The sequence below is a fragment of the Curvibacter fontanus genome, assembly GCF_054780335.1.
The window spans coordinates 35,746-60,938 of sequence record NZ_BAAGWN010000042.1 but is presented as its reverse complement, the minus strand read 5'-3'; the positions used below and the strand labels follow the sequence as shown (position 1 = coordinate 60,938).

Below are 25,193 nucleotides of genomic sequence, written 5' to 3'. Positions count from 1 at the left end.
CGCGAAAGGGGCGCAGATTGCGCCGCAAACCTCCTTCGGGCGGCTACGATCTGCTCCTGCGCGTCGTGTTCGCCTTGCGCATCGGGCTGTGCGTGGCGGTTTTATGACTTGTTCAGACCTTCCCTAAGCCCGGGATAGGAGGCACCAAGAGGGCACCGAACTTGGCTGCGGCTTGAAAATCCATCGCAACCGCAGCGATGATCTCGCCCTGCCACGTCCCGTCCAAGTCATTCGCCGTGTGCACTGCGTGCATCCGAAGCACGCGCGACAGATCTTTTTCGAAGCATTCTTTTGCTGTGACCATATCTGAAACCTAACGATATAGGGCAGTCAAACTGCGGAACCGACGGGAGCAGGCCGTGCCGTTTGCCTGATCAGCACAACCGCCATCAAACCGATTTCTGCGGCACCAGCTTGACCTGCAGTTCACAGCCTACAGCCGCCGCGTACTTCTTCAAAGTCGCCAGCGAAGGCGCATGCCGCCCCGCCGACTCCAGCCGGGAAATCGCGCTCTTGCTGGTCCCCATGCGTTCCGCCACGGCGTCTTGCGTCAGCCCCGCCTTGGCACGGGCCTTGAGCATCTGGCTGGCCAGGGCGTATTCCAGCGCCAGTTCATCGTAGGCCTCGGCAAAGCCTGCGCGTTTTTTGGCCTTGGCCAGGAAATCGGCATGGTTGTGCCGCACCGCTTGGTATTTCAGGTCAGCCATGCTGCACCTCCTTGAGGCGTTTGCGCGCCAGTTTCAATTCTCGATCGGGCGTCTGCTGGGCCTTCTTTGATGAAGGCATGCAGAACCACCACACGTTTGCCCACCAGAAAACAGTAGAACGCCCGGCTCATGCCTTCGCGCCCCCGTGGCCGCAGTTCGAACAGGCCATCCCCGAAGGCACGGGAATGTGGCAGACGCAGACTCGGGCCGTGCTCCATGAGCAATTCGACCAGACGGACGTAATCAGCCAGCACATCCACCGGCCATGATTCAATCTCCGCAAGCACGCGCTCATGAAAGTACGTGATGTCAAACGTCATGCAGCATGTTATCAAATTTGATAACTACGTGCAAACACCTGGAAGACGCTTCTAGCGCATTGTTATCGGCACCGTCACCGGTCCGTCGTTGACCAGAGCCACCTGCATGTCCGCCGCAAACTGCCCGGTCTGCACCACGGGATGTAAAGCACGGGCCTGCGCCACAAAGTGGTCGTAGAGCCGCCGCCCCTCGTCCGGCGGCGCGGCGTTGGTGAAGCTGGGGCGGTTGCCGCCCGAGGTGTCGGCGGCCAGGGTGAACTGGCTCACGATCAAGAGTCCACCACCCACGTCCTGCACGCTCTTGTTCATCTTCCCCTGCTCATCCGAAAAGATGCGCAGCTTGAGGATTTTGGCCAGCAGCTTGTCGCCGATGGCTTCGCTGTCACCGCGTTCGGCGCAGATCAGAACGAGCAGGCCCGCGTCGATCTGGCCGATGGTGTGGCCATCGACCTCGACGCGGGCCTGTTGGACGCGTTGGAGCAGGGCAAGCATGCGGCGTTTATACCGCGCGAGCCGCCCTTCGCGATTTACCTGGGGCGTGCGACCGATTCCACCGGGCGCTTGGCCATGGTCCACTCATGCATGGAGCCGTCGTAGAGCTTGACCTGCTTGTTGCCCAGCAGTTCGGACATCACGAACCAGGTGCCCGAGGCCTGGTGGCCGGTGTTGCAGTAGGCGATGGTCTGGGCCTGCGGGTCGGCGCCGCTCATCTTGAAGATGTCGCGGTAGGTGTCGGCGCCCATGATGCGGGCGGCGTCGCCACCCTGGCTGGACATCAGCGTGGTGGGCACGTTGCGCGCGCCCTGCAGGTGGCCGAAGGCGCTCACGGAGCCGGGCTTGCTCAGGCCCAGGAAGGTGGCCGGGTCACGCGCATCGATCAGCTGCGACTTGGCGGCCAGGGCCTTCTCCACATCGTCGGCCGTGGCGGCCAGTTCGGCGCTGCGGTCGGCCTTGGCCACCCAGTTGCCCTCGGCCGGCTTGACGGCGGCGGTGCTGACTTCACGACCTTCGGCGATCCAGCCGGCGGTGCCGCCGCTGAGCACGGCGATGTTGTCTTCGCCGTAGACCTTGAACTGCCAGTACAGGCGGGCCGCATCGTTGAAGTCGATAGGCTCCATGCCGGCCGAGACCAGCACGACCGGGCGGCCGGCCTGCACGCCCCAGCCACGCACGAGTTTCTCGAAGTCGGCGCGCTCGGGCAGCATGCCGCTGAGCTTGAGGCCGTTGATGGTGCGCGTGACGCGCACGGTCTTGTTGTCCACGGGCACGGCGCCGTGGATGTGGCCGCCCAGGTCCACCAGCGTCTTCTTGCCGGTCTTCTTGTCGGTCTCGAACTCGGGCATCAGCGTAAAGGTCTTCTGGTTGCCGCGCACGTCGAGGATGGTGACCTCGGCACGGTTTTTCGCGAGCCATTCGCCGTCGACCACGGGGCCGGGCAGGTTCAGGGCCAGGGCCCACTGGGACAGACCCAGCAGGGCGGCGCCTGCAAAGTAAGGGATTCGAGTCTTCATCTGCATCTCCTGGTAGAAATCATTGAGTCAGCGGCCCGGCTGCCGACAAGGCATCCTGCGGCCAGTTCACGGGGAGGGAACTCCAGACGGCCACGCGCCGGTCGACCCAGGCCTGGGTCGGGGTCTGGCGATGGCGCGCGCAATGCCGCTCCAACGCCGCATCACGCTGCAGCAGCATCTGGCGCAAGGGCGTGGCATAGAAGCGCACCATGTCGCCCAGCCACAGGCCGGCGCCGGCCAGCGGGCCGCGCAGGCGCAGCTCGAAGCGGGCCAGCTCGCGCACCAGCGAGGTCGCGGCCGACCAGCGTTCGCCGGTGACCCACTGGTTGGTGGCGAACCAGCACAGGGGCAGGCCGCGCGCGTCCAGCGCCAGGCCGGCGAAATGCGTCAGCCGGCCCTGCGGGCTGCGGCGAAAGAGGTGGATGTGCCCATGCTCCTGCGGATGGCGCGCGCTGTCCGGTTCGGCGCTGTCATGCGCATGGAAATAGAACTGCCAGCGACCGGTCGCGTCGATGGCGTCGTGGCGCGGGTAGTGCACCCAGATCTCGAAGCGCGCGCTGCGCCCGATGAAGGGAAACAGCATGGAGCGCCCCTGGCGCGCCAGGCGCAGCTGCCGCGCGAGCGCACCGTGCGCGGCGCGCCCGGTGACGTCATGCGAGGCGGCTGCGGCCACGATGGTTCCGCTCAGCGGCTCTTCTTGTCGGCGTCGGGAGCGCTGTCGTCCCCACTGCGGCGACGGCTCTTGCCGGCACAGGGGTTGCCCGCGCAGGGGTTGTCGGCGCGGCTGCGGCGCCTGGAACCGGCGCAGGGATTGCCAGAGCACGGGTTGTCGGCGCGGCTGCGGCGTTTGCTGCCCGCGCAGGGGTTCCCGGCGCAGGGATTGGCGGCACGGGCCGGGGTTTCAGCGGACTGCGCCAAGGCGGCGACCGGCACGGCGCCCAGGGCGAGGGCCAGGGCCGAGACCAGCGGGGCCAGGGTGTTGCGGGTGCGTTTCATGGAAAACTCTCCTGAAAAAATCGGTTCAGACCCGGCCGGCCGCACGCGCACGGCGCTCGAACCAGCCGCCGAGGACGAACACACCGACAGCGGCGGCCACCATGGCGGCCAGCACCAGCCACTCAGGCACACCCAGCGCTTCGGGCAGGCGGTCCCCCTTGGTGAATTCGCCGGCGGTCGTGAGCGCGTCGAACTGCGGGAAGAAACCGGCGAAGATAAAGGTGCCGATGAACAGGCCGGCAAAAAACACCAGCGCGTCCAGACGGCCGGTCACCAGGCCCACGACCGAGGTGCCGGGGCAATAGCCACCCACGGCAAAACCGGCTCCGATCAGCGCACCGCCGGCAGCGATGGCCCACAGATAGGGGATGGGAACGTAGAGGCCGGCGGCCTCCACCAGACCCGCCTGCTCCAGCGCATAGAGGCCGACCGCCGTGAAGACGATGGCGCCGAACATGACCTTGAAAACCGACCAGTCGGTCAGGCGGAACTGGGCGGTGAGCTTGCAGCCGCTGCCGAAGCCGGCGCGTTCGAGCACGAAACCGAAACCGAAGCCCAGCAGGATGGCGATGAAGGTCTCGATCATTTGACACCTCCACCGTTCAGACGCGCGGCCACCAGGCCCGCGGCAAAGAAGGCGCCGAGGAAAACGAAGCCGGCCACGCTGAGCACGGCCGCCCCCGACAGACCCACACCGCTGGTGCAACCGGCGGCGATGCGCGCGCCGATGCCGGCCAGGATGCCGCCGGCCAGGGCCTTGAGCAGTCGGCCGGTGCGACCGGCGCTGGCCGCGCCTTCGATGCGCCAGGCCATGCGGCCGGCCAGCCAGGCCGAGACCAGCGCGCCCAGAAAGACCCCCAGCACCTGCCAGCTGATCCACGAGGACAGCACGGCGCCGTCTTCGACCATCGGGCCCAGGTAGTCGTTGGCCAGGGTCCACTGCGGCGCAGCGATGTCGCCGAGCCAGGCCGTCAGACGGGTGGTGAAACCGGTGGCGCCCAGGCCATGACCGGTCAGCACAAAAGTCAGCAGCAGCACCACACCCAGCGCGAAGGCGGCCAGCCAGGCCGGCCAGTAGGGCTTGCTGCCCGGCAGTTCACATGCATTGGAAATTTCCACTCGGTCTCCTGCAGATGTGGATGGTTCGACCTCGGGGTAATATACCCCCAGGGGCTTATTGGAAAACGAAGTATAGGCCGAATCAGCGCCGCAGGGAAGCAGCAGGCGATGCGCCTCAGCGCAGCGTGGCGCGCGCCTGTTCCAGGCGCTGATCGAGGTAGGCGCCGTAGAAGTCGGGGATGTAGCCGCCCACCAGGCGGTCGGCCACCTCGACCCCGCCACGTCCGAAGAACAGCACGGTGGGTGCGACGCGGATCGTCCACCGCCGCACCAGATCGTCGTGCGTCACGGCCCGGCCGCCGAAATCGAGCACACGGCTGCGGCTGCGCATGTCCACCTGGGCCACGTGCAGGCCCTCCCGCTCGTGCATCGGCGCCAGGTAGTGGTCGCGCGCGACCTTGCAGAAAGGACAGCCCTCCAGGCTGACCATGACGACCAGCGGCTCACGCCTGGCCAAGGCAGAGGCCAGCTCATCCTTCAGGTCGTGGGCCGCCGGCAGTTCGGCCGCGGCGGCGGGGCGCAGCAGGGCGGGCAGGGCCGCGGCCAGCAGCAGGGTACGGCGGTTCAGCAGCGGCATGGATGACTATTGATGTTTTCTTTGTTCATGACACCTTGCCGTTCAGGCTGAGCCTGTCGAAGCCTGTCCTGAGCTGGATCGAAGGGCCCTTCGACAGACTCAGGGCGAACGGAAGCGAGGGGCTTGTCATGATTCATGAAAGCCTCCATAAGGTATCACTTCCCTTCCTGCTCTAGCAGCAGGTAGGTGTTGTAGGCGTTCATGCGGTTGGCCACGCGGAACAGGGGCAGGTGCTCGAACTGGGTCCAGTCGGTGTTCTGGTACGCCTCGTCGAAAGGTTCGAGGTTCTGTGCCGCCTTGCCCATGCTCTCGCGCAGGTAGACCAGGTAGTCGTGCGTGAGCTGCACGTCCTTGCGCGCCTCGCGCGACAAGGGACCATGCCCGGGAACAATGACCTGCGCGTCGAAGGTGAGCAGGGTCTTGAGCGCCGCGATCCAGTGCCGGCTGTCGGCCTGGCCCACATAGGGAATGCGGCTGCGGAACACCAGGTCACCGGCGAACAGCACTTTTTCGCCGGGCAGGTACACCACCAGGTCTTCCGGCGTGTGCGAGGGACCCACGCCGCGGATCTGGAACACCACACCGCCGACATTCAGGGTCTGGTCGCTGTCGAGCCAGTCATCGGCCTCAACCAGGCGGGTGTCCGCGTTGACCCAGGGCGCCAGCTCCACGCGCGACACCTCCAGCCGCAGGCGCGCCGTCTCGGAGTTCAAGTAGACCTTGGCGGCACGGTGGGCGATGATGCGCGCGCCCAGGGCCTTGAAGGTCTGCAGACCGTAAATATGGTCGGCGTGGTAGTGCGTCAGGATGACATGCGTGATAGGCTGGGGCGTGACCTTGCGGATCTCGGCCACCAGACGCTCGGCCAGCGCCGGCGATCCCAGGGCGTCGATCACCACCACGCCGGCGGGCGTGACCACGAAACCGGCATTGGAGATGAAGTTCTGGTTGGCAGGTGATCCCAGGGCGGACACGCCCTCGACATACCAGGCCGAGGGTGAGACCTGCCGCGCCGCCATGACGGGCACCTCGGCCCGGACCCCGGCCAAGCCGAGCAAGGCCAGCGCAGCCACCATCAGCCGGGCGGCCCAGTGGCCTGCATTCATTCCATTCCTGCGCATCCCATCTCCTCTCGTGGGCTGCCAGACCCGCCTCTTATGCACCCCATGGCATATTTTTGAGGCAGGTCAAGCCGCTACCATTTAATTATGTTTAACATCAAATATAAGCAATTACGAAATTATGGGGCCGCGAGATGAATCTGGCAACCATCCTTGAACAACACGGTGAAAACCTGGTGCTGGCCGCCAGTGGCGCCCTGATCGGCCTGCTGTTCGGCTTTTTCGCGCAGCGCTCCAGGTTCTGCCTGCGTGCGGCGACCATCGAGTTCTGGCACCGCAAGTTCGGCGAGAAGCTCTCGGTCTGGTTGCTGGCCTTCTCCACTGCCGTGGTGCTGGTGCAAGGGCTGATCGTGCTGCACGCGCTGGACGTCAGCGCGGCACGCCAGATCGCCACCCGGGGCAGCCTCTCGGGCGCGCTGATCGGCGGCCTGCTGTTTGGCGCCGGCATGATCATGACGCGCGGCTGCGCCAGCCGTCTGCTGGTGCTCTCCGCCAACGGCAACCTGCGCGCCCTGCTCTCGGGCCTGATCTTCGCCGTCACGGCGCAGGCCGCACTCTCGGGTTCGCTGGCCCCGCTGCGCCTGACCGTCAGCAGCTGGTGGACGGTGGAAGGGGGCCCCACCCGCGACCTGCTGGCCATCACGGGCATCGGGTCCTGGGGTGGCCTGACGGTCGGCCTGCTGTGGTTCGCGGCCGCCCTGTTTTTTGCCATCCGCAGCGGCTGGGGCCTCTGGAAATGGGTGGGTGGCATGGGCACCGGCCTGGCCGTGGCCGCCGGCTGGTGGACCACGCACCTCATCTCCATCAACAACTTTGGCGCGACCCCGGTGCAGGGGCTGACGTTCAGCGGCCCCTCGGCCGAATGGCTGATGCGTGTGCTGGCCGCGCCGGCGCCGCCCGTGGGCTTCGACTTCGGCCTGCTGCCCGGCGTGTTCGCGGGCTCCTTCGCCGGCGCGCTGGTGGGCGGCGACTTCAAGCTCGAAGGCTTCAAGGACGGCTACAGCATGCGGCGTTACATCGCCGGCGCCATGCTCATGGGCTTCGGCTCCATGCTGGCGGGTGGCTGTGCGGTGGGCGCAGGCATGACGGGCGGCGCCATCTTCGCGCTGACGGCCTGGCTGGCGCTGATCGGCATGTGGGCGGGCGCCGGCCTCACCGACCGCTTGATGGACAGCCAGGCCACCCCGCATCAGGCGAACGAGCGCGTGACCGGCACGCCGGCCGATATGAAGGCGCCCTGACCGCTTGCCCGCATACCCGTATGGGTTTCAGGGTAAACACCGGGCGACAATGCAGGAACGCCTCGCTACATTCGTTCCGATTGATGCCAGGTGCACCCAGAAGGAGACCCATGATGCGCTTCAAAACCCGATGGGCCGCGATGCTCTTGTCCGGCATCGCTGCCACCTCCGCCTGCGCGCAGGACGCTGCCCGCCTGCACCAGCGCGCGCTGGCCGCCACCTGCGCCAACTGCCACGGCACCGACGGCCGCACGGTGCAGGGCTCGTCCGTGCCCTCGCTGGCCGGCATGCCCAAGGACTATATGGTCCAGCAGATGAACGCCTTCAGGAACGGCACGCGTCCGGCCACCGTGATGCACCAGTTGGCCAAGGGGCTGACCGATCAGCAGATCGAGTCCGCCGCCAGCTACTTCGCCACCCTCAAGCGCTGAAGGAGAGCATGCCATGAAACGTCGCAGCTTCGTACAAGCCTCTCTCGCGCTCGGCGCCGTGGGCCCGCTGTCCATGGTGGGTTGCGCCAGCACCGCCCCCCTCCCCGCCAAGGCCAAGGTCGTCGTGATCGGCGGCGGCTACGGCGGCGCCACTGCCGCCAAATACGTGCGCATGCTCTCCAACTACCAGATCGACGTGGTGCTGGTGGAGCCCAATGAGAGCTTCATCTCCTGCCCGATCTCCAACCTGGTGATCGGCGGCACCCAGACCATGGGCGATATCACCACGCCCTATGACAGGCTCAAGAGCACCCACGGCGTGATCCACGCGCGCGACCGCGTGACGGACATCGACCGCGGCAAGAAGACCGTCACGCTGGCCGGCGGCGCCACGCTGGCCTACGACAAGCTCATCGTCTCGCCCGGTGTGGACATGATGTGGGGCAGCGTGGAAGGCCTGAAGGACGCGAGCGCCTCGGGCCGGATCCTGCAGGCCTGGAAGGCCGGCCCCGAGACCGCGGCGTTGCGCCGCCAGCTCGAGGCCATGCCCGACGGCGGCGTCTACGCCATCGCCGTGCCGCTGGCGCCCTACCGCTGCCCGCCCGGCCCCTACGAGCGCGCCAGCCAGGTGGCCAGCTATTTCAAGAAGGCCAAGCCCAAATCCAAGGTGCTGATCCTGGACGCCAACCCGGACGTCACCTCCAAGGGCCCGCTGTTCAAGAAGTTCTGGGCCGAGAACTACGCCGGCATGCTGGAGTTCCGCGGCAACCTCAAGGCCATCGCCGTGGATGCGAAAACCAATACCGTCAAGTTCGAAACCTCGGACGACGTGAAGGCCGACGTGCTCAACGTGCTGCCCAATATGAGCGCGGGCCTGATCGCCATGCAGTCGGGTCTGGCCAATGCCAATGGCCGCTGGTGCAATGTGAACTACCAGACCTTCGAGTCCACCGCCGCCAAGGACGTGCACGTGATCGGCGACTCGGTGCTCGCCGCGCCACTGATGCCCAAGTCCGGCCACATGGCCAACTCGCACGGCAAGGTGGTGGCCGCCGCCGTGGTGGCCCAGCTCTCGGGCCTGGAGGTCAACCCGCAACCCCTGCTGACCAACACCTGCTACAGCTTCGTCAACGACAAGCTGGTGGTGCATGTGGCTTCGGTCCACCAGTACGACGCAGCCGAGAAGACCTACAAGACCGTACCGGGTTCGGGCGGCGTCTCACCCGGCCCCACCGAGCTCGAAGGCATCTACGCGATGAACTGGGCGCACAACATCTGGGCGGATACACTGCTCTGATCTTGCCGGGCCCGGTGGCACACCGGGCTCACCGCCGGCCCAGGCCGGCTTTTTCTTGTTGACGGATTAAGGAGTTGCTCATGTACAAAATCATCACCACCCTCGTCCTGGCCTGCGCGGCCACCCTGGGTTTCTCGTCGACAGCACAGGCGCAAGCCACGCAGCAGGTCAAGGCCGTCTACCACGTGAACACCGACGTGAACACGATGCCGGCCATCCTGAACAACATCCGCAACCACCTGAACGCCGATCCCAAGGCCAAGATCGTGGTGGTCACGCACGGCCCGGGCATCAACTTCCTGCTGCAGGACGCCAAGGACAGCCAGGGCCGCGAGTTCAGCGGCGCCGTCAGCGACCTGGCGAGCAAGGGCGTGGATTTCCGCGTCTGCAACAACACGCTGACGACGCGCAACATCAGCCCCGACCGCGTGCTGATGGAGGCCAGGATCGTGCCCTCGGGCGTGGCCGAGGTGGCACGCCTGCAGGCGCAGGAAGGTTACGTCTACCTCAAGCCCTGAGCACCCGACGCGCACAGCAAAAAGGGGCCTCTCAGGCCCCTTTGCTTTGGCGGACGCGCCAGTGCTCAGGCGGCCGGCGAGGTCGAATGCTCGGCCGAGGGCATTTCGAAATTCGCCTCGGAGGCGATCTGTGTGCACACCGCTCGGCACAGGGCCGACACCCGGTCATCGATGATGCGGTAGTAGATCTGCACGCCTTCGCGGCGCTTGCCCAGCACACCGGCCTGGTACAGCGTGGTCAGGTGCTGCGACATATTGGGCTGGGTGGTGTCGATCTTGCCCAGCAGGTAGCTGACGTTGCGCTCGCCGTCGCAGAGGTGGCTGATGATCTTCAGACGCATGGGCGCGGACATGACACGAAAAACCTCTGCCGCCAGTTCGAAAACCTGGTCGGGCTCGGTCACGGTGGCCGGGCTTGTCTGGATGGAACGCTTGCTCATGACAGCTGATCCCTGCTATATAAGTACATGCTCATTCTACAGATGGACGGGTACTTTCATCATCCATTCTTATCACGCAGGGTACGGCTCAGCAACAGCACCGGGATCAGGCCCACCAGCACCAGGGCCAGCGAAGGCAGGGCCGCCTCACCCAGGCGCTCGTCGCGGGCCAGCTGGTAGGCCACCACGGCCAGGGTGTCGCTGTTGAAGGGCCGCAGCACCAGGGTGGCGGGCAGCTCCTTCATCACGTCCACGAAAACCAGCAGCGTGGCCGCCAGCACCGAACGGCGCAGCAGGGGCCAGTGCACACGGGCGAGCAGGCCCCAGCCGCCACCGCCCAGCATGCGCGCGCTGTCGTCCAGGCTGGCCGGGATGCGGGCATAACCGCTTTGCAGGGACTGCAGGGCCACGGCCACAAAGCGCACCAGATAGGCCCAGACCAGGCCCAGCGAGGTGGCCGTGACCCAGTAGGCGGCGCCGGCCTGCGGCCAGCGGGCCTGCACCCAGCCCACGGGCAGGAGCAGGCCCACCACGATGACCGCGCCCGGCACGGCATACCCGAGGCTGGCCAGCCGGACCACGGTGCGTGTCAGCACGTCGGGCAGGCGCCGCAGCGCGTAGGCCAGCAGCAGGGCCACGGCCACGGCCAGCACGGCGCTGATCAGCCCCAGGCGCACGCTGTTGCCGGCCCAAACCGGGAAGCGCTCCCAGGGCAGCTCGGCCCAGCCGGCCACCAGCGGTCGGAACATGAAGAGCACCGGCGCCACAAAACCCATCAGCAGCGGCAGGCCGCAGACGGCCCAGGCGGCCACCAGGCGCAGGCCACGCAGCGGTACCGGCCGCGCTTCCGCATAGGCCTGGCGCGCGGTGCGCGAACTCACGAAACGCAGGCGCTGGCGCGAGCGGTGCTCCAGCCAGAGCAGCAGGGCCACGCAACCCAGCAGCAGGGTGGCCAGCTGGGCCGCGGCGATGCGGTTGTCCATGGCCAGCCAGGCTTTGTAGATGCCGGCGGTGAAGGTCTGAATGCCGAAGTAACTGGCCACACCGAAGTCGGCCAGGGTTTCCATGAGCGCCAGCGCCACGCCGGCGGCCACGGCCGGACGTGCCAGCGGCAGGGCCACCTCGCGGATGCGGCGCGACAGGGGCGCCCCCAATAGGCGGGCCGCTTCCATGAGATGGCTGGCGCGCTCGGCCAGGGCCGTGCGCGCCAGCAGGTAGACGTAGGGATAGAGCGCGAAGGTCAGCACCCAGGCCGCGCCCGCGGTGTTGCGGATCTCGGGGAACATGCGTCCCTGCAGGCCGGTGACCGCGCGCAGCCAGCCCTGCAAGGGGCCGCTGTACTGCAGGAAGTCGGTGTAGGCGTAAGCGATCACATAGGCCGGCATGGCCAGGGGCAGCAGGAGCGCCCATTCAAAGAAGCGCCGACCCGGAAAGTCGAACAGGGTCACGGCCGCGGCCGAGGACAGGCCCACGACGATCACCCCCATGGTCACCAGCAGGCAGAGCCCCACCGTGGTGGCCAGGTAGTCGGGCAGGACGGTGCGCGCCATCTCGCGCAGGATCTCCGTGGCCTGGGCCCCGGGTGCGCCACCGGGCAGCCAGGCGCCCAGGAGCGCGAGCACGGGCAGCATCAGGGCGGCAGTGAAGAGCAGCAGGAAAAGGTGACGAAGCCGGCGCAAGGCCATGAACGGGGCACCCGTGAGGGATAAGGAGCGTAATGAGAATTGTAAGCATCTAAAATGAGCCACCATGTTCCTTGAAGTCTCCAAGCTCGCAGTACGCTACCCCGGCGCGGCCCAGGCCGCAGTGCAGGACGTGTCGCTGGGGCTGCGCGCCGGCGACATCGGCGTGCTGATCGGTCCTTCAGGCTGCGGCAAGACCACACTCTTGCGTGCCGTGGCCGGGCTGGAGCCGGTGAACGGCGGCGAGATCCGCCTCTCGGGCCAGGTGGTGGGCAGCGCCAGCACCCAGCTGGCGCCCGAGGCGCGCCGCATCGGCATGGTGTTTCAGGACTACGCCCTCTTCCCGCACCTGGACGTGGGGCACAACGTGGCTTTCGGCATTCACCAGCTGCCGCGCGCCGAGCGCGCAGCGCGCGTGCAGGAGGTGCTGGCTCTGGTGGGACTGGCAGGCAGCGAGTCGCGTTACCCGCACGAGCTCTCGGGCGGGCAGCAGCAGCGCGTGGCCCTCGCCCGCGCGCTGGCGCCGCGCCCGCAGCTGCTGCTGCTGGACGAGCCCTTTTCCAACCTCGACGTCGAGTTGCGCGAGCGCCTGGCGCACGAGGTGCGCAACATCCTCAAGGCCGCGCAGGCCACGGCCCTGTTCGTCACGCACGACCAGCTCGAGGCCTTCGCCATCGGCGACACCATCGGTGTCATGCACCAGGGCCGCCTGCACCAGTGGGACGATGCCTACACGCTCTACCACCGCCCGGCCACGCGTTTCGTGGCCGACTTCATCGGCCATGGCGTGTTCGCGCCGGCCACCCTGCGCGAAGTGAACCAGCAGATCGTGGTGCAGACGCCGCTGGGCGAGCTGACCGACGTGGCCGAATGCCCCCTGCCCGGTGCGTTTGCCGGCGGCGAATGCGATGTGCTGCTGCGCGCCGACGACATCGTTCACGACGACAACGCGCCCGTGAAGGCCGAGATCATCCGCAAGGCTTTTCGCGGTTCGGAGTTCCTCTACACCCTGCGCCTGGCCGGTGGCCAGACCGTGCTGGCCCATGTGCCCAGCCACCACGACCACAGGATCGGCGAGTGGATCGGCATCCGGCCCGAGGTGGACCATGTGGTCACCTTCGAGCGGGCCTGAGGCTCAGACCGGCGGCGCTTCGCGCAGCTGCATGACCGTGGCGCGCAGTGCCTGCGCCCAGACCCGCCGCTCGCGTCCTTGCGAGTCCTGCACCACGCCAAAGACGATGCGCACCGTGATGCCGCGCGCGCGCACCGTGCGCCAGACCGAACCCAGCAGGGTGTCGTCACCCACATAAGCGGGCGCCCGGCTGCGCTCGCCGCTGCGCGTGTCGATGAACTGCAAGGCCACGGGCTGTACGGGCGCGCCGGCCGCGATGGCGGCCTGCAGCAGGTTGGCGTGAAAGGGCAGCAGGTCCACACCATCACTGGTGGTGCCTTCGGGGAAAACCGCCAGCACGTCACCGGCGCGCAGGCTGTCGGCCATGTGGTGCACCACGCGCATGGCGTCACGGCGTGACTCGCGCTGGATGAAGAGCGTACCCACGCCGCTGGCCAGGGCGCCGATCAGCGGCCAGGCCTGGACGTCGGCCTTGGAGACGAAGCGGCAGAAACGCGCGGCGTGCAGCGAGGTGATGTCCAGCCAGGAGATGTGGTTGGCCACCAGCAGCAAGGGGCCGGGCAAGGCGGCCTCGCCCTGCACTTCGAGCCGGATGCCCAGGCGCGCGAGCATCTCGCGCGACCAGACCTGCACGCGGATGGCGCGCTGCTCCTCACTCAGGCGCGGAAAACGCAGCAGGATGGTCAGCAGGCCCGCGACGATGTGCGTGCTGGCCCGCGCCAGTCGCCAGACCGCACGCAGCCTGGAAACTTCAGGCGGCCTGATAGGCAATCTGCCCACCGACGATGGTGCAGCGCACGCGCGCGGGCAGCTCGTAACCGGCAAAGGGCGTGTGCTTGCCCTGGCTGCGCAGCACTTCAGGCTGCACCGTCCACTCGGCCTGCGGGTCGAAGACGCAGACGTCGGCCACGCCACCCACCACGAGCTGGCCGGCGCTGGCCTGCAGGGTGCCCAGGGCGTTACCCAGCACGCGCGCGGGTTCGCTGCTGAGCACGGCCAGGGCCCGCGTGAGACCCACGCCGCTTTCCTGCCCCCACTTGAGTGCCAGACTCAACAGCAACTCCACGCCGGTGGCGCCGGGTTCGGCCTCGGCAAAGGGCAGCATCTTGGCGTCTTCGTCCACCGGCGTGTGGTCGGAGACCAGGGCGTCGATGGTGCCGTCGGCCAGGGCTTCGCGCAAGGCATCGCGGTCGGCCTGCTGGCGCAGCGGCGGGTTGAGGCGCATGCGGCTGTCGAAGTAACCGATGTCGTTGTCGGTCAGGTGCAGGGAGTTGATGCTGATGTCGCAGGTGACGGGCAGGCCCTGGTCCTTGGCCAGTCTTACCAGGGCCACACCGGCCGCGCTGCTGAGGCGGCACAGGTGCACGCGCGCGCCGGTGGCCCGCATCAGCTCGAAGATGGTGTACAGGGCGATGGTCTCGGCGGCCACCGGCACGCCCGACAGACCCAGGCGCGTGGCCAGCGCGCCGCTGGCCGCCACACCCTGACCCATGTAATGGTCGTTCGGGCGCAGCCAGACCGCGTAACCGAAGGTGCTGGCGTACTGGAAGGCGCGCTGCAGGATCTGGGTGTTGACCAGGGGCACATCGGCCTGGCTGAAGGCCACGCAACCGGACTCGGTAAGTTCGGCCATCTCGGTCAGGATCTCGCCCTGCAGATTGCGCGTGAGCGCGCCGATGGGGAAGACACGCGCCTGGTGCAGCTTCTCGGCGCGGAACTTGAGCATCTCGACCAGGCCCGGCTCGTCGAGCACGGGGTCGGTGTCGGGCGGGCAGGCGAGAGCGGTGACACCACCGGCCACGGCGGCAGCCATCTCGGATTCGAGCATGCCCTCGTGCTCGTGGCCAGGCTCGCGCAGGCGCACCGCCAGGTCCATGAGACCGGGGGCGACGACACAGCCGGCGGCCTCGATCACACGGTTGGGCGCGAAATCGGCCGGCAGCTTGCCGATGGCGACGATGCGGCCGGCGGCGATGGCCAGGTCGGCGATCTCGTCGCGGTTGCTGGCGGGGTCAATGACACGGCCGCCCTTGATCAACAATTTCATTCTGGTTTGCTCCCGCTCACGCTTCGTTACCGGCCACGATGCTCATCACCGCCATGCGCACCGCGATGCCGAAGGTGACCTGCGGCAGGATCACGCTCTGCTTGCCGTCCACCACGGCCGAATCGATCTCCACGCCGCGGTTGATCGGGCCCGGGTGCATGACGATGGCGTCCGGTTTGGCCAGCTGCAGCTTCTCGGGCGTGAGGCCGAAGCTCTTGAAGAACTCCTGGCTGGAGGGCAGCAGCGCGCCGCTCATGCGTTCGTTTTGCAGGCGCAGCATGATGATGACGTCGGCGCCCTTGATACCTTCTTCGAGCGTGTGGCAGACGCGCACGCCCATGGGCGCCATGGCGGCCGGCACCAGGGTCTTGGGGCCGACCACGCGCACCTCGGCGCAGCCCAGGGTGGTGAGCGCGTGGATGTCGGAGCGCGCCACGCGCGAGTGCAGCACGTCGCCGACGATGGCCACCGTGAGGTTGCTGAAGTCTTTCTTGTAGTGCCGGATGGTGTACATGTCCAGCAGGCCCTGCGTGGGGTGCGCGTGGCGACCGTCACCGGCGTTGATCACATGCACGTGCGGCGCCACGTGCTGGGCGATCAGGTAGGGCGCGCCGGATTCGCTGTGGCGCACCACGAAGAGATCGGCCGCCATGGCGCTCAGGTTCGCGATGGTGTCGAGCAGGCTCTCCCCCTTGGAGGCCGAGGAGCGCGCGATGTCGAGGTTGATGATGTCGGCCGACAGGCGCGTGGCGGCGATTTCGAAGGTGGTGCGGGTACGCGTGGAGTTCTCGAAGAAGAGATTGAACACGCTCTTGCCCCGCAGCAGCGGCACCTTCTTGACCTCGCGGTCGCTGACGCTGACGAAGTTGGCCGCCGTGTCCAGGATGTGCGTGAGGATCTCGCGCGGCAGCCCTTCGGTTGAGAGCAGGTGGATCAGCTCGCCGTGCTTGTTGAGTTGGGGGTTGCGTTTGTACAGCATGGGTCTGGTCTGGTCGGTTCGCTCAGTGAGGCAGGGTGCGGGTGGTGTGTTTCATGCCGCCTCCACCTGGAAGCTGAAGCGGTCGCTCTTGTCGCGTGCCAGCGCCAGCGACTGGTCGGCAGCGAGCGCCACGCGCGCGGCGGCGAAATCGGCCTGGATGGGCAGCTCACGCCCGCCACGGTCCACCAGCACGGCCAGTTTGATGTCGGCCGGGCGGCCGTAGTCGAACAGCTCGTTGATGACGGCGCGGATGGTGCGCCCGGTGTAGAGCACGTCGTCGAGCACGATGATCTGCGCCTCGTTGACGTCGAAGGGCAGCACGGTCTGGCCGCCGCCGGACAGGCCGCGCTGGGCAAAATCGTCGCGGTGCATGGCCGAGGAGATGGTGCCGTGCTCACCGGGCAGCTTGAGGTCGCGTTGCAGGCGCTCGGCCAGCCAGGCGCCGCCCGAGGTCACGCCGACCAGGCACGTCTGTGGCGTGCACAGGCCCTGCACGCCGCGAAAAAGCTCGCGGTACAGGGCCTCGGCATCGAGAAACAACGCCCCCACGCTGGCCACTGCGTGTGCTGCGCCGCCCCCCGAGGGGGCCTTCGCGCCTTGGGACGACCCGTCGTCGCTCAGGGTACTCATTCCAGGCTCCTCAAAAACTGCTCCAGGATGACACAGGCCGCTCCCGCGTCGGCATCGGCCGCGCCGGCGGCCAGGGCCTCGGTGGTGCTGTAACGTTCGTCGACCTCGTAGACCGGCAGGCCGAAACGCCCGCGCAGCTGACGCGCGAACTTCTGCGCCCGGGCCGTATTCTCATGCGGCGCGCCGTCGGGGTGGAAAGGCACGCCCACCACCAGGGCGTCGGGCTGCCATTCCTTGAGGCGTTCGGCGATGCGCTCGAAGCGGGCGTCCCCCTCGGCGCGGATGGTGGCTTGGGGCTGGGCCTGGCGCAGCAGGCGGTTGCCGACCGCGACACCGGTGCGCTTGAGACCGAAATCCAGAGCGAGAAAGCTTTGCTGTGCAGCAGGTACGGACGTCACGGCAGGCGCGGACGTTGTACTCATGCGTGCCCCGCATCGGGCGAGAGCATCCAGGCCTGCAGGCCCAGCAGGGACAGGGCCTTGTCGTAGCGCTGGGCCACCGGGGTCTCGAAGATCACGATGGGGTCGGCGTGGACGATGAGCCAGCTGTTTTCGCCGATCTCGGATTCGAGCTGGCCCTGGCCCCAGGCCGAGTAGCCCAGGGAGACCAGCACGCGGCTGGGGCCGGCGCCGGTGGACAGGGCCTCGAGCACGTCGCGTGAGGTGGTCATCTCCAGCCCGCCGGGGATCATCATGGTGGAGGCGTAGACCGGCTCGGGCTTGTCCTCGCCCTCGGCCGGTGGCGGCATGTTCAGCAGGGCCTCGTGCAGCACAAAACCCCGTTCGGTCTGCACCGGGCCGCCGTGGAACACCGGGCTGTCCTTGAGGTCGGCGCGGCCCAGAGGCAGCTCGACCTTGTCGAACAGGCCTTGCAGCTTGATATCGGTGGGTTTGTTGATCATCAGGCCCAGCGCCCCGCGCTCGCTGTGCTCGCAGAGGTAGACCACGCTTTTGGCAAAAGTCTCGTCGGCCAGACCGGGCATGGCGATCAGGAAATGATTCGTGAGGTTGATGGGTGCAGAATCATCGGCCATGCCCTGATTTTAACGGTGATATGCAAAAAACCCTGGATTCCGGTCTGGTCTGGTTCCGCCGCGACCTGCGGGTGGACGATCACGCGGCCTTGCACCTGGCCCTGCAGCAGTGCCGGCGGGTCTACTGCGCCTTTGTTTTCGACCGCGACATCCTCGATCCCCTGCCCCGCGCCGACCGCCGGGTGGCGTTCATCCGTGCCTGTCTGGTCGAGCTGGATGCGGACTTGCGCGCCCTGGCCGGGCAGGAGCGCGCTGGCCTGATCGTGCGCCAGGGCAGCGCCAGCGAGGCCCTGCCGGCCCTGGCCCAGGCGCTGGGCGTGCAGGCCGTGTATGCCGCGCACGACTACGAGCCTCAGGCCCAGGCACGCGACGCCCGCGTGCGCGGCAGCCTGGCCAGCCTGGGCATCGCCCTGCACACCTGCAAGGACCACGTGATCTTCGAGGGCAGAGAGGTCCTCACGGGCGGCGGCACGCCCTACACCGTGTTCACACCTTACAAGAAGGCCTGGCTGGCGCGGCTGCAGGCCACACAACTGCCGGTGTTCGACGTCGGCCCCCTGGCCGCCGGCCTGGCGCCCAGGCCCGAGTCCCTGCGCGACCCCGTGCCCGGCCTGGCCGACATCGGCTTCGAGCCCAGCCACCTGAGCCAGCTCAAGATCCCCGCGGGCAGCAGCGGCGCCCGCCAGCTCTTCGGGGACTTCTTCGAGCGCATGGACCAGTACCACACCACACGCGATTTCCCCGCGCTCAAGGGCCCGAGTTACCTGGGGGTGCACCTGCGTTTCGGCACGGTCTCGCTGCGGCGACTGGTGGGCACGGCCCAGTTGCGCAGTGCCCAGGGCAGCCCGGGGGCGGCCACCTGGCTCAGCGAGCTGGTCTGGCGCGAGTTCTATTGCCAGATCCTGGCCAACTTCCCCCATGTGACTAGCAGCGCCTTCCGCCCTGCCTACGACGCCATCCGATGGGAACAGGGCGCGCACGCCGAAGCGCTGTTTGCAGCCTGGTGCGAGGGCCGCACGGGTTACCCCATCGTCGACGCCGCCATGGCCCAGCTCAACCAGAGCGGCTACATGCACAACCGCCTGCGCATGGTGGCGGGCAGTTTCCTGGTCAAGGATCTCGGCATCAACTGGCAATGGGGTGAGCGTTACTTCGCCGAGAAGCTCAATGACTTCGACCTGGCGGCCAACAACGGCGGCTGGCAGTGGGTGGCTTCCAGCGGCTGTGATGCCCAGCCCTGGTTTCGCATCTTCAACCCGATCAGCCAGAGCAGGAAATTCGATCCTCAGGGCCGTTTCATCCGGCGCTACCTGCCGCAGCTGGCCGCCCTGCCTGACGCCGCGCTGCACGCGCCCTGGCTGGCCAGCCCCGTGGAGCTGGCGGCAGCCGGCGTGACCCTGGGCAGCGGCTACCCGCAGCCACTGGTGGCGCACGACGAGGCGCGCGCGCAGACCCTGGCGCGCTACGCCGTGGTGCGCAAAAACGGGGAGAAGGAAGAAGACTGAGCCACGCAGCCGGGCCTCGTGGCTCGGGGACAGAGCCTGTTCACGGTCTTAGGCCGGAACGGCCTGCGTGCAGTAGTGTTTCACCAGGCCCAGCAACTCGTCTTCGCCGTAGGGCTTGCCCAGATAGTGGTTCACACCCAGCTCCTTGGCATGCTCACGATGCTTCTCGGCAATGCGCGAAGTGATCATGATGATGGGCAGGTCGCGCAGCTTGGCGTCGGCGCGGATGTTGCGCGCCAGGTCGAAGCCGTCCATGCGCGGCATCTCGATGTCGGACAGCACCACGGCCGGACGTTCCTCGGCCAGGCGTTCGAGTGCCTGCAGGCCGTCGGCCGCCATGGACACACGGTAGCCCTCGCGGCGCAGCAGGCGCTGCGTGACACGACGCACGGTGATGGAGTCGTCCACCACCAGCACCAGGGGCAGTTCGCCGCCCGCACTGGGCAGCACTGTCTGTGCGGCCGCCTGCAAGCGCATCTCGCCGGGGGTCTGCGCCGCCAGCGTGGTGGCCTGCTGGAGTTCGTAGGCCTTCTCGCCGAACACGGTGGCCAGCGCGACCGGGTTGTAGATCAGCACCACGGCGCCGGAAGCCAGCACCGACATGCCGGCCAGACCCGGCAGGCGCGAGAGCTGCGGCCCCAGGTTCTTCACCACAACTTCCTGGTTGCCCAGCACTTCGTCCACGTGGATGGCCAGGCGTTGACCGGCGCTGCGCAGCAGCACCACCGGCTGGGTCTTGCCCGCGTGCTCGTAGCTGCGGGCCGAGGCCTGCAAGAGCGCACCAGACCAGAAGAAAGGCACTGTCTCGCCGCCGTAATCGATGCTGCCCTGGGCGTAGGCCTGCTCCAGATCGACATGGCTGAGGCGGCGCACGATTTCGACCAGATTGGCCGGCACGCCCACACTCAATTCACCCATGCGCAGCATGATCACCTGCGTCACGGCCGTGGTCAGGGGCAGCACCAGCTTGAAGCTGGTGCCCGCGCCGGCCGTGGTGGCGGTCTCGATGCGCCCCCCCAGGGCCTGCACTTCGGAGCGCACCACGTCCATGCCGATACCGCGTCCGGCCAGTTCGGTCACGCTGGCTGCCGTGGAGAAACCGGGCATGAAGATCATGTTCGCCGCGTCGGCGTCGCTGAGCGACTGGCCTGGCGCCACCAGGCCCTGGGACAGGGCCTTCTCGCGGATGCGCGGCAGATCGAGGCCGGCGCCGTCGTCGCTGAAGACGACCGAGACGTCATTGCCTTCCTGGTGCAGGCTGATGGTGATGGCGCCGGCGGCCGGTTTGCCGGCCGCTTCGCGCTGCTGCGCCGTCTCAATGCCGTGCGCGACGGAATTGCGCAGCATGTGTTCGAAGGCGGGTGTCATGCGGTCAAGCACGCCACGGTCAATTTCCATGGTGCCGCCGGTGATATCGAGCTTGACCTGCTTGCCCGAGTCCTTGGTGGCCTGGCGCACCACGCCGTACAGGCGTTCGGAGATGCCTTCGAATTCCATCATGCGCGTGCGCAGCAGGTCGCGCTGCAGTTCGCGCGTCTGGCGGCCCTGGGCGATCAGGTCGTCTTCCGTTCCGGTGATGGTCTGCTGCAGATTGCGCTGCACGGTGGCCACGTCGTTGACCGACTCGGCCATCATGCGGGTCAGTTCCTGCACGCGCGTGAAACGGTCGAACTCCAGCGGGTCGAAGCCCTGGGCCGTGTCCTTGGCCTGGGCCAGACGCGACTGCATCTGCGATTCGGCCTGCAGTTCGACATCGCGCAGATGGGTGCGCAGACGGTCCAGGTTGGCGGTGAGCTCGTCGAGCGAACCATTGAGCTGGCCCAGGCGGGCATCGAGCCGGCTGCGGGTGATCATCACCTCGCCGGCCTGGTTGACCAGGCGGTCCAGCAATTGCGAGCGCACCCGCACGGTCTGGCCCGGGGATGAGCGTGTTGCGGGCGTCGGCAATTTGGCCGGCGTCGCCGGCGCCATGACCGGCCGCACTGCCGGCGCAGGACGCGGGGCGGCTGCGGGCTGGGGCGCAGCCGCTGGCGGTACGGCTTTCGGAACTTCCCGCAGCGGCGGCGCAGCGCTGGCCACCAGGGCCGCAGCGGGGGTTTCTTCCTGAGGGCCGCCGCGGCAGAGTTCGTCAAAAACTTCTTGCACACGGTCGTAGCGCGCGAGCATGGGGTCGATCTGCGCGGCCTGGATGAAGTCGCTGCCCATCTGCTCGATGGCCGACTCCATGCGGTGCGCCAGCTCACCCAGGCGCATGGCTCCGGCCAGGCGGGCGCTGCCCTTGAGGGTGTGCAGTACACGCAGCACGTCCAGGCGCGCGCGGCCGTCGTCGGGCCGACCTGACCACTGGCGCAGGGACGAAGCCAGCTGGGGCATGAGTTCAGCGGCCTCTTCCTCGAAGATCGGGAACAGGTCGGGGTCGATCACATCGACGGCGTCGATATCCTCGTCGCTGTCATCGGCCACTGCCACGATCTTGGCAGCCCCCGGCAGGGGCGCGACAGCGGCGGGCGGCGGCGACACGGCGACAGGCCCGGCTGGCGCAGGTGCCGAGAAGTCGAAGCTGAGGTCGCCCAGGTCCAGGTCGGGATCCTCGATGACGGTCAGGGCCGGCTGGGCGCTGCCTGGCTCCATGGCATCAAGCTGGGCGAATTCGGTCCCCAGGATCTGATTCAGCGCTTCAACCAGCCCGGGCTCGGGCGACTTCAGGAAACCGGCCGCAAACTGGTGCAGAAGATGCCGGATGTCATCGGCCGCAGCCACAAAAACCTGGGCGTGCTCAGGCAGGCCCTGGCCGTGCAACTGCACGTGCTGCATGGATTGTTCCAGCGCACGGGCGATCTCGGACAGCGCGGAGAAGCCCACCGTGGCCGAACTGCCACCCAGCGAATGCGCCAGCGCGATGGCGCTGTCGGGCACGGGGTTGTGCAGCTCAAGCGACCATTCGTTGAGCTCGGTCAGCAATCGGCGCGACCATTCGTCGGCCTCGTTGAGAAAGACGTTGTACAAAGGAATGCCGATGCGCAGCGTTCCGATGACCTTGACCTGCTCGTCCGGCGTTTCGGCCGGGGTGGGCGCCGGCAGGTCGAACTCGAAGCCCTCAATCCCGGCGGCCTTTGTATCGGGCACATCCGGCAGGTCATCGTGCATGGAACCGGTCGCGGTATCGGCCCAGTTGTTCTGCAGCTCCGGCAGTTCAAAGGCCGGCAATTCGGTCGGCTCGGCCAGGCGCGTCGTCGCCCAGTCTTGGCTCGCGCCCTCTTTCAGCGGGGACAGATCTTCAGGACCGGCCAGACTGGTAGGTGCCCAGTCGAGGGACAAGCCGAGCTCGCCGTCCTGCCTGGCCGGAGGCTCGCTCACACGTGCAGGCGGCTGCGCGGCCTGGGGCACATTGGACAGACTGCTGAAGTCGATGTCGCCGATCTCCCCCATCGGTTCGACGACGGCTTGTTTGGCCGGCTTGCCAGGGGGCTTGGCATCGACCGACTCCATATCGAACATCCGGGTCGATTCGAAATCGACAGGGGGCGGCTCTTCGGTGAGCGGGGGCAGTTCAGGAACCGGAGGCACAGCCACGGCAGGTGCAGCCTGGGGCGCAGGCGCAGCAACCGGCAGGTCCAGCGCAACGAACCTGCCATCCGTGCGCATGGCGTCGGCCGACTGGCGGAAGGGCGCAGCACTCCAGCCGGCATCCTTGCCGGTGGCGATGTCCTCGACCCACTGCCCCAGGCCTTGCAAGGCGGTATTGGAGAGTTGCAGCAATTCCGGACGGGCCGGCTTCTGCTCGGCCAGCCAGCCGTTCATCATCTGCTCCATGGCCCAGGCGGCTTCGCCGAACTCGTTGAAGCCGACCATGCGCGAACTGCCCTTGAGGGTATGGAAGGCGCGGCGCAGCGTGGTCTGCTGCGACAGATCGGCAGGGTCCCCCAGAAGGGCCAGGACCGCATCCTGTCCGTTGTGCACCACTTCGCGGGCCTCGTCCAGGAAAATGTCGCGCAATTCGGCGCCATCATCGTCGGCGGCATCGACAGCAACCGGGGCGGCTGAGGGCGCCGGCGCAGCCGGCGCTGCGGGGCGGGCAAGCGGCACGGGGGCGGCGGCGGGTACAGGCGCGGTCGGGGCCTCGGGAGCCACGGCCGCCACTTCGCGCTCGCGGCCCATGAGGGGCTTGAATTCACCGAGGTCCTCGTCGTAGACGAAAAGCTTCTTGGCCAGGGCACGCTGGTAGCTCAGCATGTCGATCAGGAAACCCAGGGCGCCCAGGCTGTTGCCGAATTTCTCGAACACACCGGTTCGCGCCGAGTCCTCGTCGATGTTGTCGACCAGGAACTTCTCGACGGTATCGCGCATGCGCACGGTGGCCAGAGAGGCCTGGTCCAGCCCCAGCACCGAGAACACGCCGCGCATCTGCGCCAGCTGGTTGGGAACGTCGTTGAGCGGCGCCTTGTCCTTGGGGCTTCGGAAGAAGGTATCGAGCGACTTCTCGATCTCGGTCAGGCTGCTGCGCAGTTCCTCGACCACGCTGCCCATGGTCTGGCGGTCGCTGACGCGGCGGTACAACTCCTCCATCCAGGGTTCGAGCGCCTCGGGCTGTCCGCCTGCGACCACATGGTCCAGGCGACGCGCCAGCCGGTCGCTGCGCTCCTTCATGCTGGCATCGGTCGGATCCATGTCCTCGTACGCGGCATCAAGGTACAGGATGGAGGTCGCCACTTCCATGGCCACCGGCGTGCTCGGGGGTTCACCTGAGCGCACCGTGCCATCCACGGCCTTGAGCAGGGCGCGCGCCAGTTCCTTGTTCTCGGGGTGCAGCTTGAGCAGCGACTCGCCCACCAGGGTGAACTGTTCGGACACCACCTTAAGGCGGTTGGTGTCACCGCCGGAGAGGGCCGACCAGGTTTCGGTGGCGGTGGCGATGCGCTTGCGCGCCTGCACCAGCACGGCCGGATCGAAACGGCCGTACTGCGGCGTATCGTAGTTGACGGGCTTGGTCTGGGTCAGGCCATAGGCCAGCCTGACAGCGTTCAACACCGGTGCGGCCTGCGCATCGGCGGGGACGGCCTGGGCGCAGAAGAACAGCAGGTCCTGGGCCAGCCGGTCCGAGACTCCGGCCGAACCCTTGGCCAAGCTGGTGTACTGCATGAGTACACGCGAGGCGGCGCGCTTGACGTAGACGTCGGAGGGGCACAGCTTGAGCGCCATGGACTCGAAGTAGGCGGCGCAGATCTTCCAGAAAGAACGCACCTCCAACGCCTGCTGGCCTGCGGCCAGCCCCAGGCAGATGTCGCGCAGGGCCTGGGACGAGGACACGCTGCCGGTCTTGACCACCTTGAGCACGGCCGAGTCCAGCTGGGAGCGCAACCCCGCGTCGTAGCCCAGGGGCTGGGCTGCGGCTGGCGTATCGGCGTCGATCCAGCGCCAGGCATGGGCCCAGAGTTCGGCCGGGTGGACGCGCTCCTCGCCAACCAGCTCCAGGATGTCACGGTATTGCGGGAACAGGGCCACGGCCGAAGCCGCCTTGCCGCGCAGCACGCTTTCCAGGTATTCGATCAGGGCAAAACTGGCGCGCTCGACCTTGGTCGCAGCGTCCTCGCTGCAGGACTCGGGGCGCTCGACGAATTTCTGCGCCAGCGCCTCCATGGACCGCAGCACCTTGGCCGGCTCGGGCAGGCCCACCATTTCCAGGGCACCCACGGCCTGGTGCAGTTGCTGGCGCGCGATGCGCAGCTGGCTGGCGTCCAGCGACTCCAGATCGGAGCCGCGGGCCAGTTCGGCGTCGCGCACGAAACGACGGATGGCCTTGCTGGCGCCATCGAGCGATTTGCGCAGCTCGTCCAGCACCCAGGCCAGGGGCCCCAGGTCGTTGACCGGCTGATCGTTGTCGCCGCTAGCGGCTGCGAGGGCTTGCAT

Annotated in this window: 26 protein-coding genes; 6 read left to right on the top strand and 20 right to left on the bottom strand. The window is 67.4% G+C overall.

Features of this window, described 5'->3' with window-relative positions:
* Positions 1–112: 112 nt before the first annotated feature.
* From ACYVH8_RS14660 to ACYVH8_RS14610, 11 genes are all read right to left on the bottom strand, one after another.
* Entirely contained in the window at positions 113–304 is a 192-nt protein-coding gene (locus ACYVH8_RS14660) for a hypothetical protein (protein ID WP_460489550.1), read from the bottom strand.
* A gap of 85 nt (positions 305–389) precedes the next feature.
* The gene (locus tag ACYVH8_RS14655) at positions 390–707 is read right to left on the bottom strand and encodes a helix-turn-helix transcriptional regulator (RefSeq protein WP_460489549.1); all 318 of its coding nucleotides are present in this window, start codon (positions 705–707) and stop codon (positions 390–392) included.
* On the bottom strand, positions 695–1,027 hold the full coding sequence (locus tag ACYVH8_RS14650; RefSeq protein ID WP_460489548.1) for a type II toxin-antitoxin system RelE/ParE family toxin: 333 nt from the start codon (positions 1,025–1,027) through the stop codon (positions 695–697). Before ACYVH8_RS14650 ends, ACYVH8_RS14655 begins: the two co-directional genes overlap by 13 nt.
* A gap of 51 nt (positions 1,028–1,078) precedes the next feature.
* Complete coding sequence (gene dtd, locus ACYVH8_RS14645) at positions 1,079–1,519, bottom strand: D-aminoacyl-tRNA deacylase (protein WP_460489547.1); 441 nt, start codon at positions 1,517–1,519, stop codon at positions 1,079–1,081.
* A 35-nt stretch (positions 1,520–1,554) separates the two neighbouring features.
* On the bottom strand, positions 1,555–2,538 hold the full coding sequence (locus ACYVH8_RS14640; protein WP_460489546.1) for a sulfurtransferase: 984 nt from the start codon (positions 2,536–2,538) through the stop codon (positions 1,555–1,557).
* A 19-nt stretch (positions 2,539–2,557) separates the two neighbouring features.
* Positions 2,558–3,211 carry a DUF6969 family protein gene (locus ACYVH8_RS14635; protein WP_460489545.1) on the bottom strand — a complete coding sequence of 218 codons (654 nt, stop codon included), beginning with the start codon at positions 3,209–3,211 and terminating at the stop codon, positions 2,558–2,560.
* Between the two features lie 11 nt (positions 3,212–3,222).
* The gene (locus tag ACYVH8_RS14630; protein ID WP_460489544.1) at positions 3,223–3,534 is read right to left on the bottom strand and encodes a hypothetical protein; all 312 of its coding nucleotides are present in this window, start codon (positions 3,532–3,534) and stop codon (positions 3,223–3,225) included.
* Positions 3,535–3,559: 25 nt separating this feature from the next.
* The gene (locus ACYVH8_RS14625; protein ID WP_460489543.1) at positions 3,560–4,120 is read right to left on the bottom strand and encodes a YeeE/YedE thiosulfate transporter family protein; all 561 of its coding nucleotides are present in this window, start codon (positions 4,118–4,120) and stop codon (positions 3,560–3,562) included.
* The gene (locus tag ACYVH8_RS14620; protein WP_460489542.1) at positions 4,117–4,653 is read right to left on the bottom strand and encodes a YeeE/YedE thiosulfate transporter family protein; all 537 of its coding nucleotides are present in this window, start codon (positions 4,651–4,653) and stop codon (positions 4,117–4,119) included. The genes ACYVH8_RS14625 and ACYVH8_RS14620 overlap by 4 nt, the downstream gene beginning before the upstream one ends.
* Positions 4,654–4,768: 115 nt before the next feature.
* Complete coding sequence (locus tag ACYVH8_RS14615) at positions 4,769–5,230, bottom strand: thioredoxin domain-containing protein (RefSeq protein WP_460489541.1); 462 nt, start codon at positions 5,228–5,230, stop codon at positions 4,769–4,771.
* Between the two features lie 155 nt (positions 5,231–5,385).
* On the bottom strand, positions 5,386–6,336 hold the full coding sequence (locus ACYVH8_RS14610; protein WP_460489540.1) for an MBL fold metallo-hydrolase: 951 nt from the start codon (positions 6,334–6,336) through the stop codon (positions 5,386–5,388).
* Positions 6,337–6,485: 149 nt separating this feature from the next.
* Between ACYVH8_RS14610 and ACYVH8_RS14605 the strand changes: the two genes are divergently transcribed.
* The 4 genes from ACYVH8_RS14605 (at position 6,486) to ACYVH8_RS14590 (ending at position 9,838) form a co-directional block, all read left to right on the top strand.
* Positions 6,486–7,592, top strand: a complete 1,107-nt coding sequence (locus ACYVH8_RS14605) for a YeeE/YedE family protein (protein ID WP_460489539.1) — start codon at positions 6,486–6,488, stop codon at positions 7,590–7,592.
* A 110-nt stretch (positions 7,593–7,702) separates the two neighbouring features.
* The gene (locus tag ACYVH8_RS14600) at positions 7,703–8,023 is read left to right on the top strand and encodes a c-type cytochrome (protein ID WP_460489538.1); all 321 of its coding nucleotides are present in this window, start codon (positions 7,703–7,705) and stop codon (positions 8,021–8,023) included.
* Between the two features lie 13 nt (positions 8,024–8,036).
* Positions 8,037–9,320 carry an NAD(P)/FAD-dependent oxidoreductase gene (locus tag ACYVH8_RS14595; RefSeq protein ID WP_460489537.1) on the top strand — a complete coding sequence of 428 codons (1,284 nt, stop codon included), beginning with the start codon at positions 8,037–8,039 and terminating at the stop codon, positions 9,318–9,320.
* A gap of 80 nt (positions 9,321–9,400) precedes the next feature.
* Complete coding sequence (locus ACYVH8_RS14590) at positions 9,401–9,838, top strand: DsrE family protein (protein ID WP_460489536.1); 438 nt, start codon at positions 9,401–9,403, stop codon at positions 9,836–9,838.
* Between the two features lie 65 nt (positions 9,839–9,903).
* On the opposite strand, the gene ACYVH8_RS14585 is transcribed toward ACYVH8_RS14590, so the two are convergent.
* Together ACYVH8_RS14585 and ACYVH8_RS14580 are read right to left on the bottom strand one after the other, a co-directional pair.
* Positions 9,904–10,278, bottom strand: coding sequence for an ArsR/SmtB family transcription factor (locus ACYVH8_RS14585; RefSeq protein ID WP_460489535.1), 375 nt, complete (start codon positions 10,276–10,278; stop codon positions 9,904–9,906).
* A 59-nt stretch (positions 10,279–10,337) separates the two neighbouring features.
* Positions 10,338–11,963 carry an ABC transporter permease gene (locus ACYVH8_RS14580; RefSeq protein ID WP_460489534.1) on the bottom strand — a complete coding sequence of 542 codons (1,626 nt, stop codon included), beginning with the start codon at positions 11,961–11,963 and terminating at the stop codon, positions 10,338–10,340.
* Positions 11,964–12,027: 64 nt separating this feature from the next.
* On the opposite strand from ACYVH8_RS14580, the gene ACYVH8_RS14575 reads away from it, so the two are divergent.
* Positions 12,028–13,092: an ABC transporter ATP-binding protein gene (locus ACYVH8_RS14575; RefSeq protein WP_460489533.1), complete on the top strand. Its 1,065-nt coding sequence runs from the start codon at positions 12,028–12,030 to the stop codon at positions 13,090–13,092.
* Between the two features lie 3 nt (positions 13,093–13,095).
* On the opposite strand, the gene ACYVH8_RS14570 is transcribed toward ACYVH8_RS14575, so the two are convergent.
* The 6 genes from ACYVH8_RS14570 to ACYVH8_RS14545 all read right to left on the bottom strand — a co-directional run bounded on the left by ACYVH8_RS14570 (position 13,096) and on the right by ACYVH8_RS14545 (position 17,781).
* Complete coding sequence (locus tag ACYVH8_RS14570) at positions 13,096–13,863, bottom strand: lysophospholipid acyltransferase family protein (protein ID WP_460489532.1); 768 nt, start codon at positions 13,861–13,863, stop codon at positions 13,096–13,098.
* Positions 13,844–15,139, bottom strand: coding sequence for a dihydroorotase (locus tag ACYVH8_RS14565; protein ID WP_460489531.1), 1,296 nt, complete (start codon positions 15,137–15,139; stop codon positions 13,844–13,846). Before ACYVH8_RS14565 ends, ACYVH8_RS14570 begins: the two co-directional genes overlap by 20 nt.
* Before the next feature lie 16 nt (positions 15,140–15,155).
* Complete coding sequence (locus ACYVH8_RS14560; protein WP_460489530.1) at positions 15,156–16,118, bottom strand: aspartate carbamoyltransferase catalytic subunit; 963 nt, start codon at positions 16,116–16,118, stop codon at positions 15,156–15,158.
* 51 nt (positions 16,119–16,169) lie between these two features.
* Positions 16,170–16,667 (bottom strand): bifunctional pyr operon transcriptional regulator/uracil phosphoribosyltransferase PyrR, encoded by a 498-nt coding sequence (pyrR, locus tag ACYVH8_RS14555; RefSeq protein ID WP_460489551.1) that lies wholly within the window; start codon positions 16,665–16,667, stop codon positions 16,170–16,172.
* 77 nt (positions 16,668–16,744) lie between these two features.
* The gene (gene ruvX / locus ACYVH8_RS14550; protein ID WP_460489529.1) at positions 16,745–17,170 is read right to left on the bottom strand and encodes a Holliday junction resolvase RuvX; all 426 of its coding nucleotides are present in this window, start codon (positions 17,168–17,170) and stop codon (positions 16,745–16,747) included.
* Entirely contained in the window at positions 17,167–17,781 is a 615-nt protein-coding gene (locus ACYVH8_RS14545; RefSeq protein ID WP_460489528.1) for a YqgE/AlgH family protein, read from the bottom strand. Before ACYVH8_RS14545 ends, ruvX begins: the two co-directional genes overlap by 4 nt.
* Before the next feature lie 20 nt (positions 17,782–17,801).
* Here ACYVH8_RS14545 and ACYVH8_RS14540 point away from each other — a divergent pair, with 20 nt between their 5' ends.
* On the top strand, positions 17,802–19,286 hold the full coding sequence (locus ACYVH8_RS14540) for a cryptochrome/photolyase family protein (protein ID WP_460489527.1): 1,485 nt from the start codon (positions 17,802–17,804) through the stop codon (positions 19,284–19,286).
* A gap of 48 nt (positions 19,287–19,334) precedes the next feature.
* Here ACYVH8_RS14540 and ACYVH8_RS14535 read toward each other — a convergent pair whose 3' ends face one another.
* Positions 19,335–25,193, bottom strand: a complete 5,859-nt coding sequence (locus tag ACYVH8_RS14535) for a hybrid sensor histidine kinase/response regulator (RefSeq protein WP_460489526.1) — start codon at positions 25,191–25,193, stop codon at positions 19,335–19,337.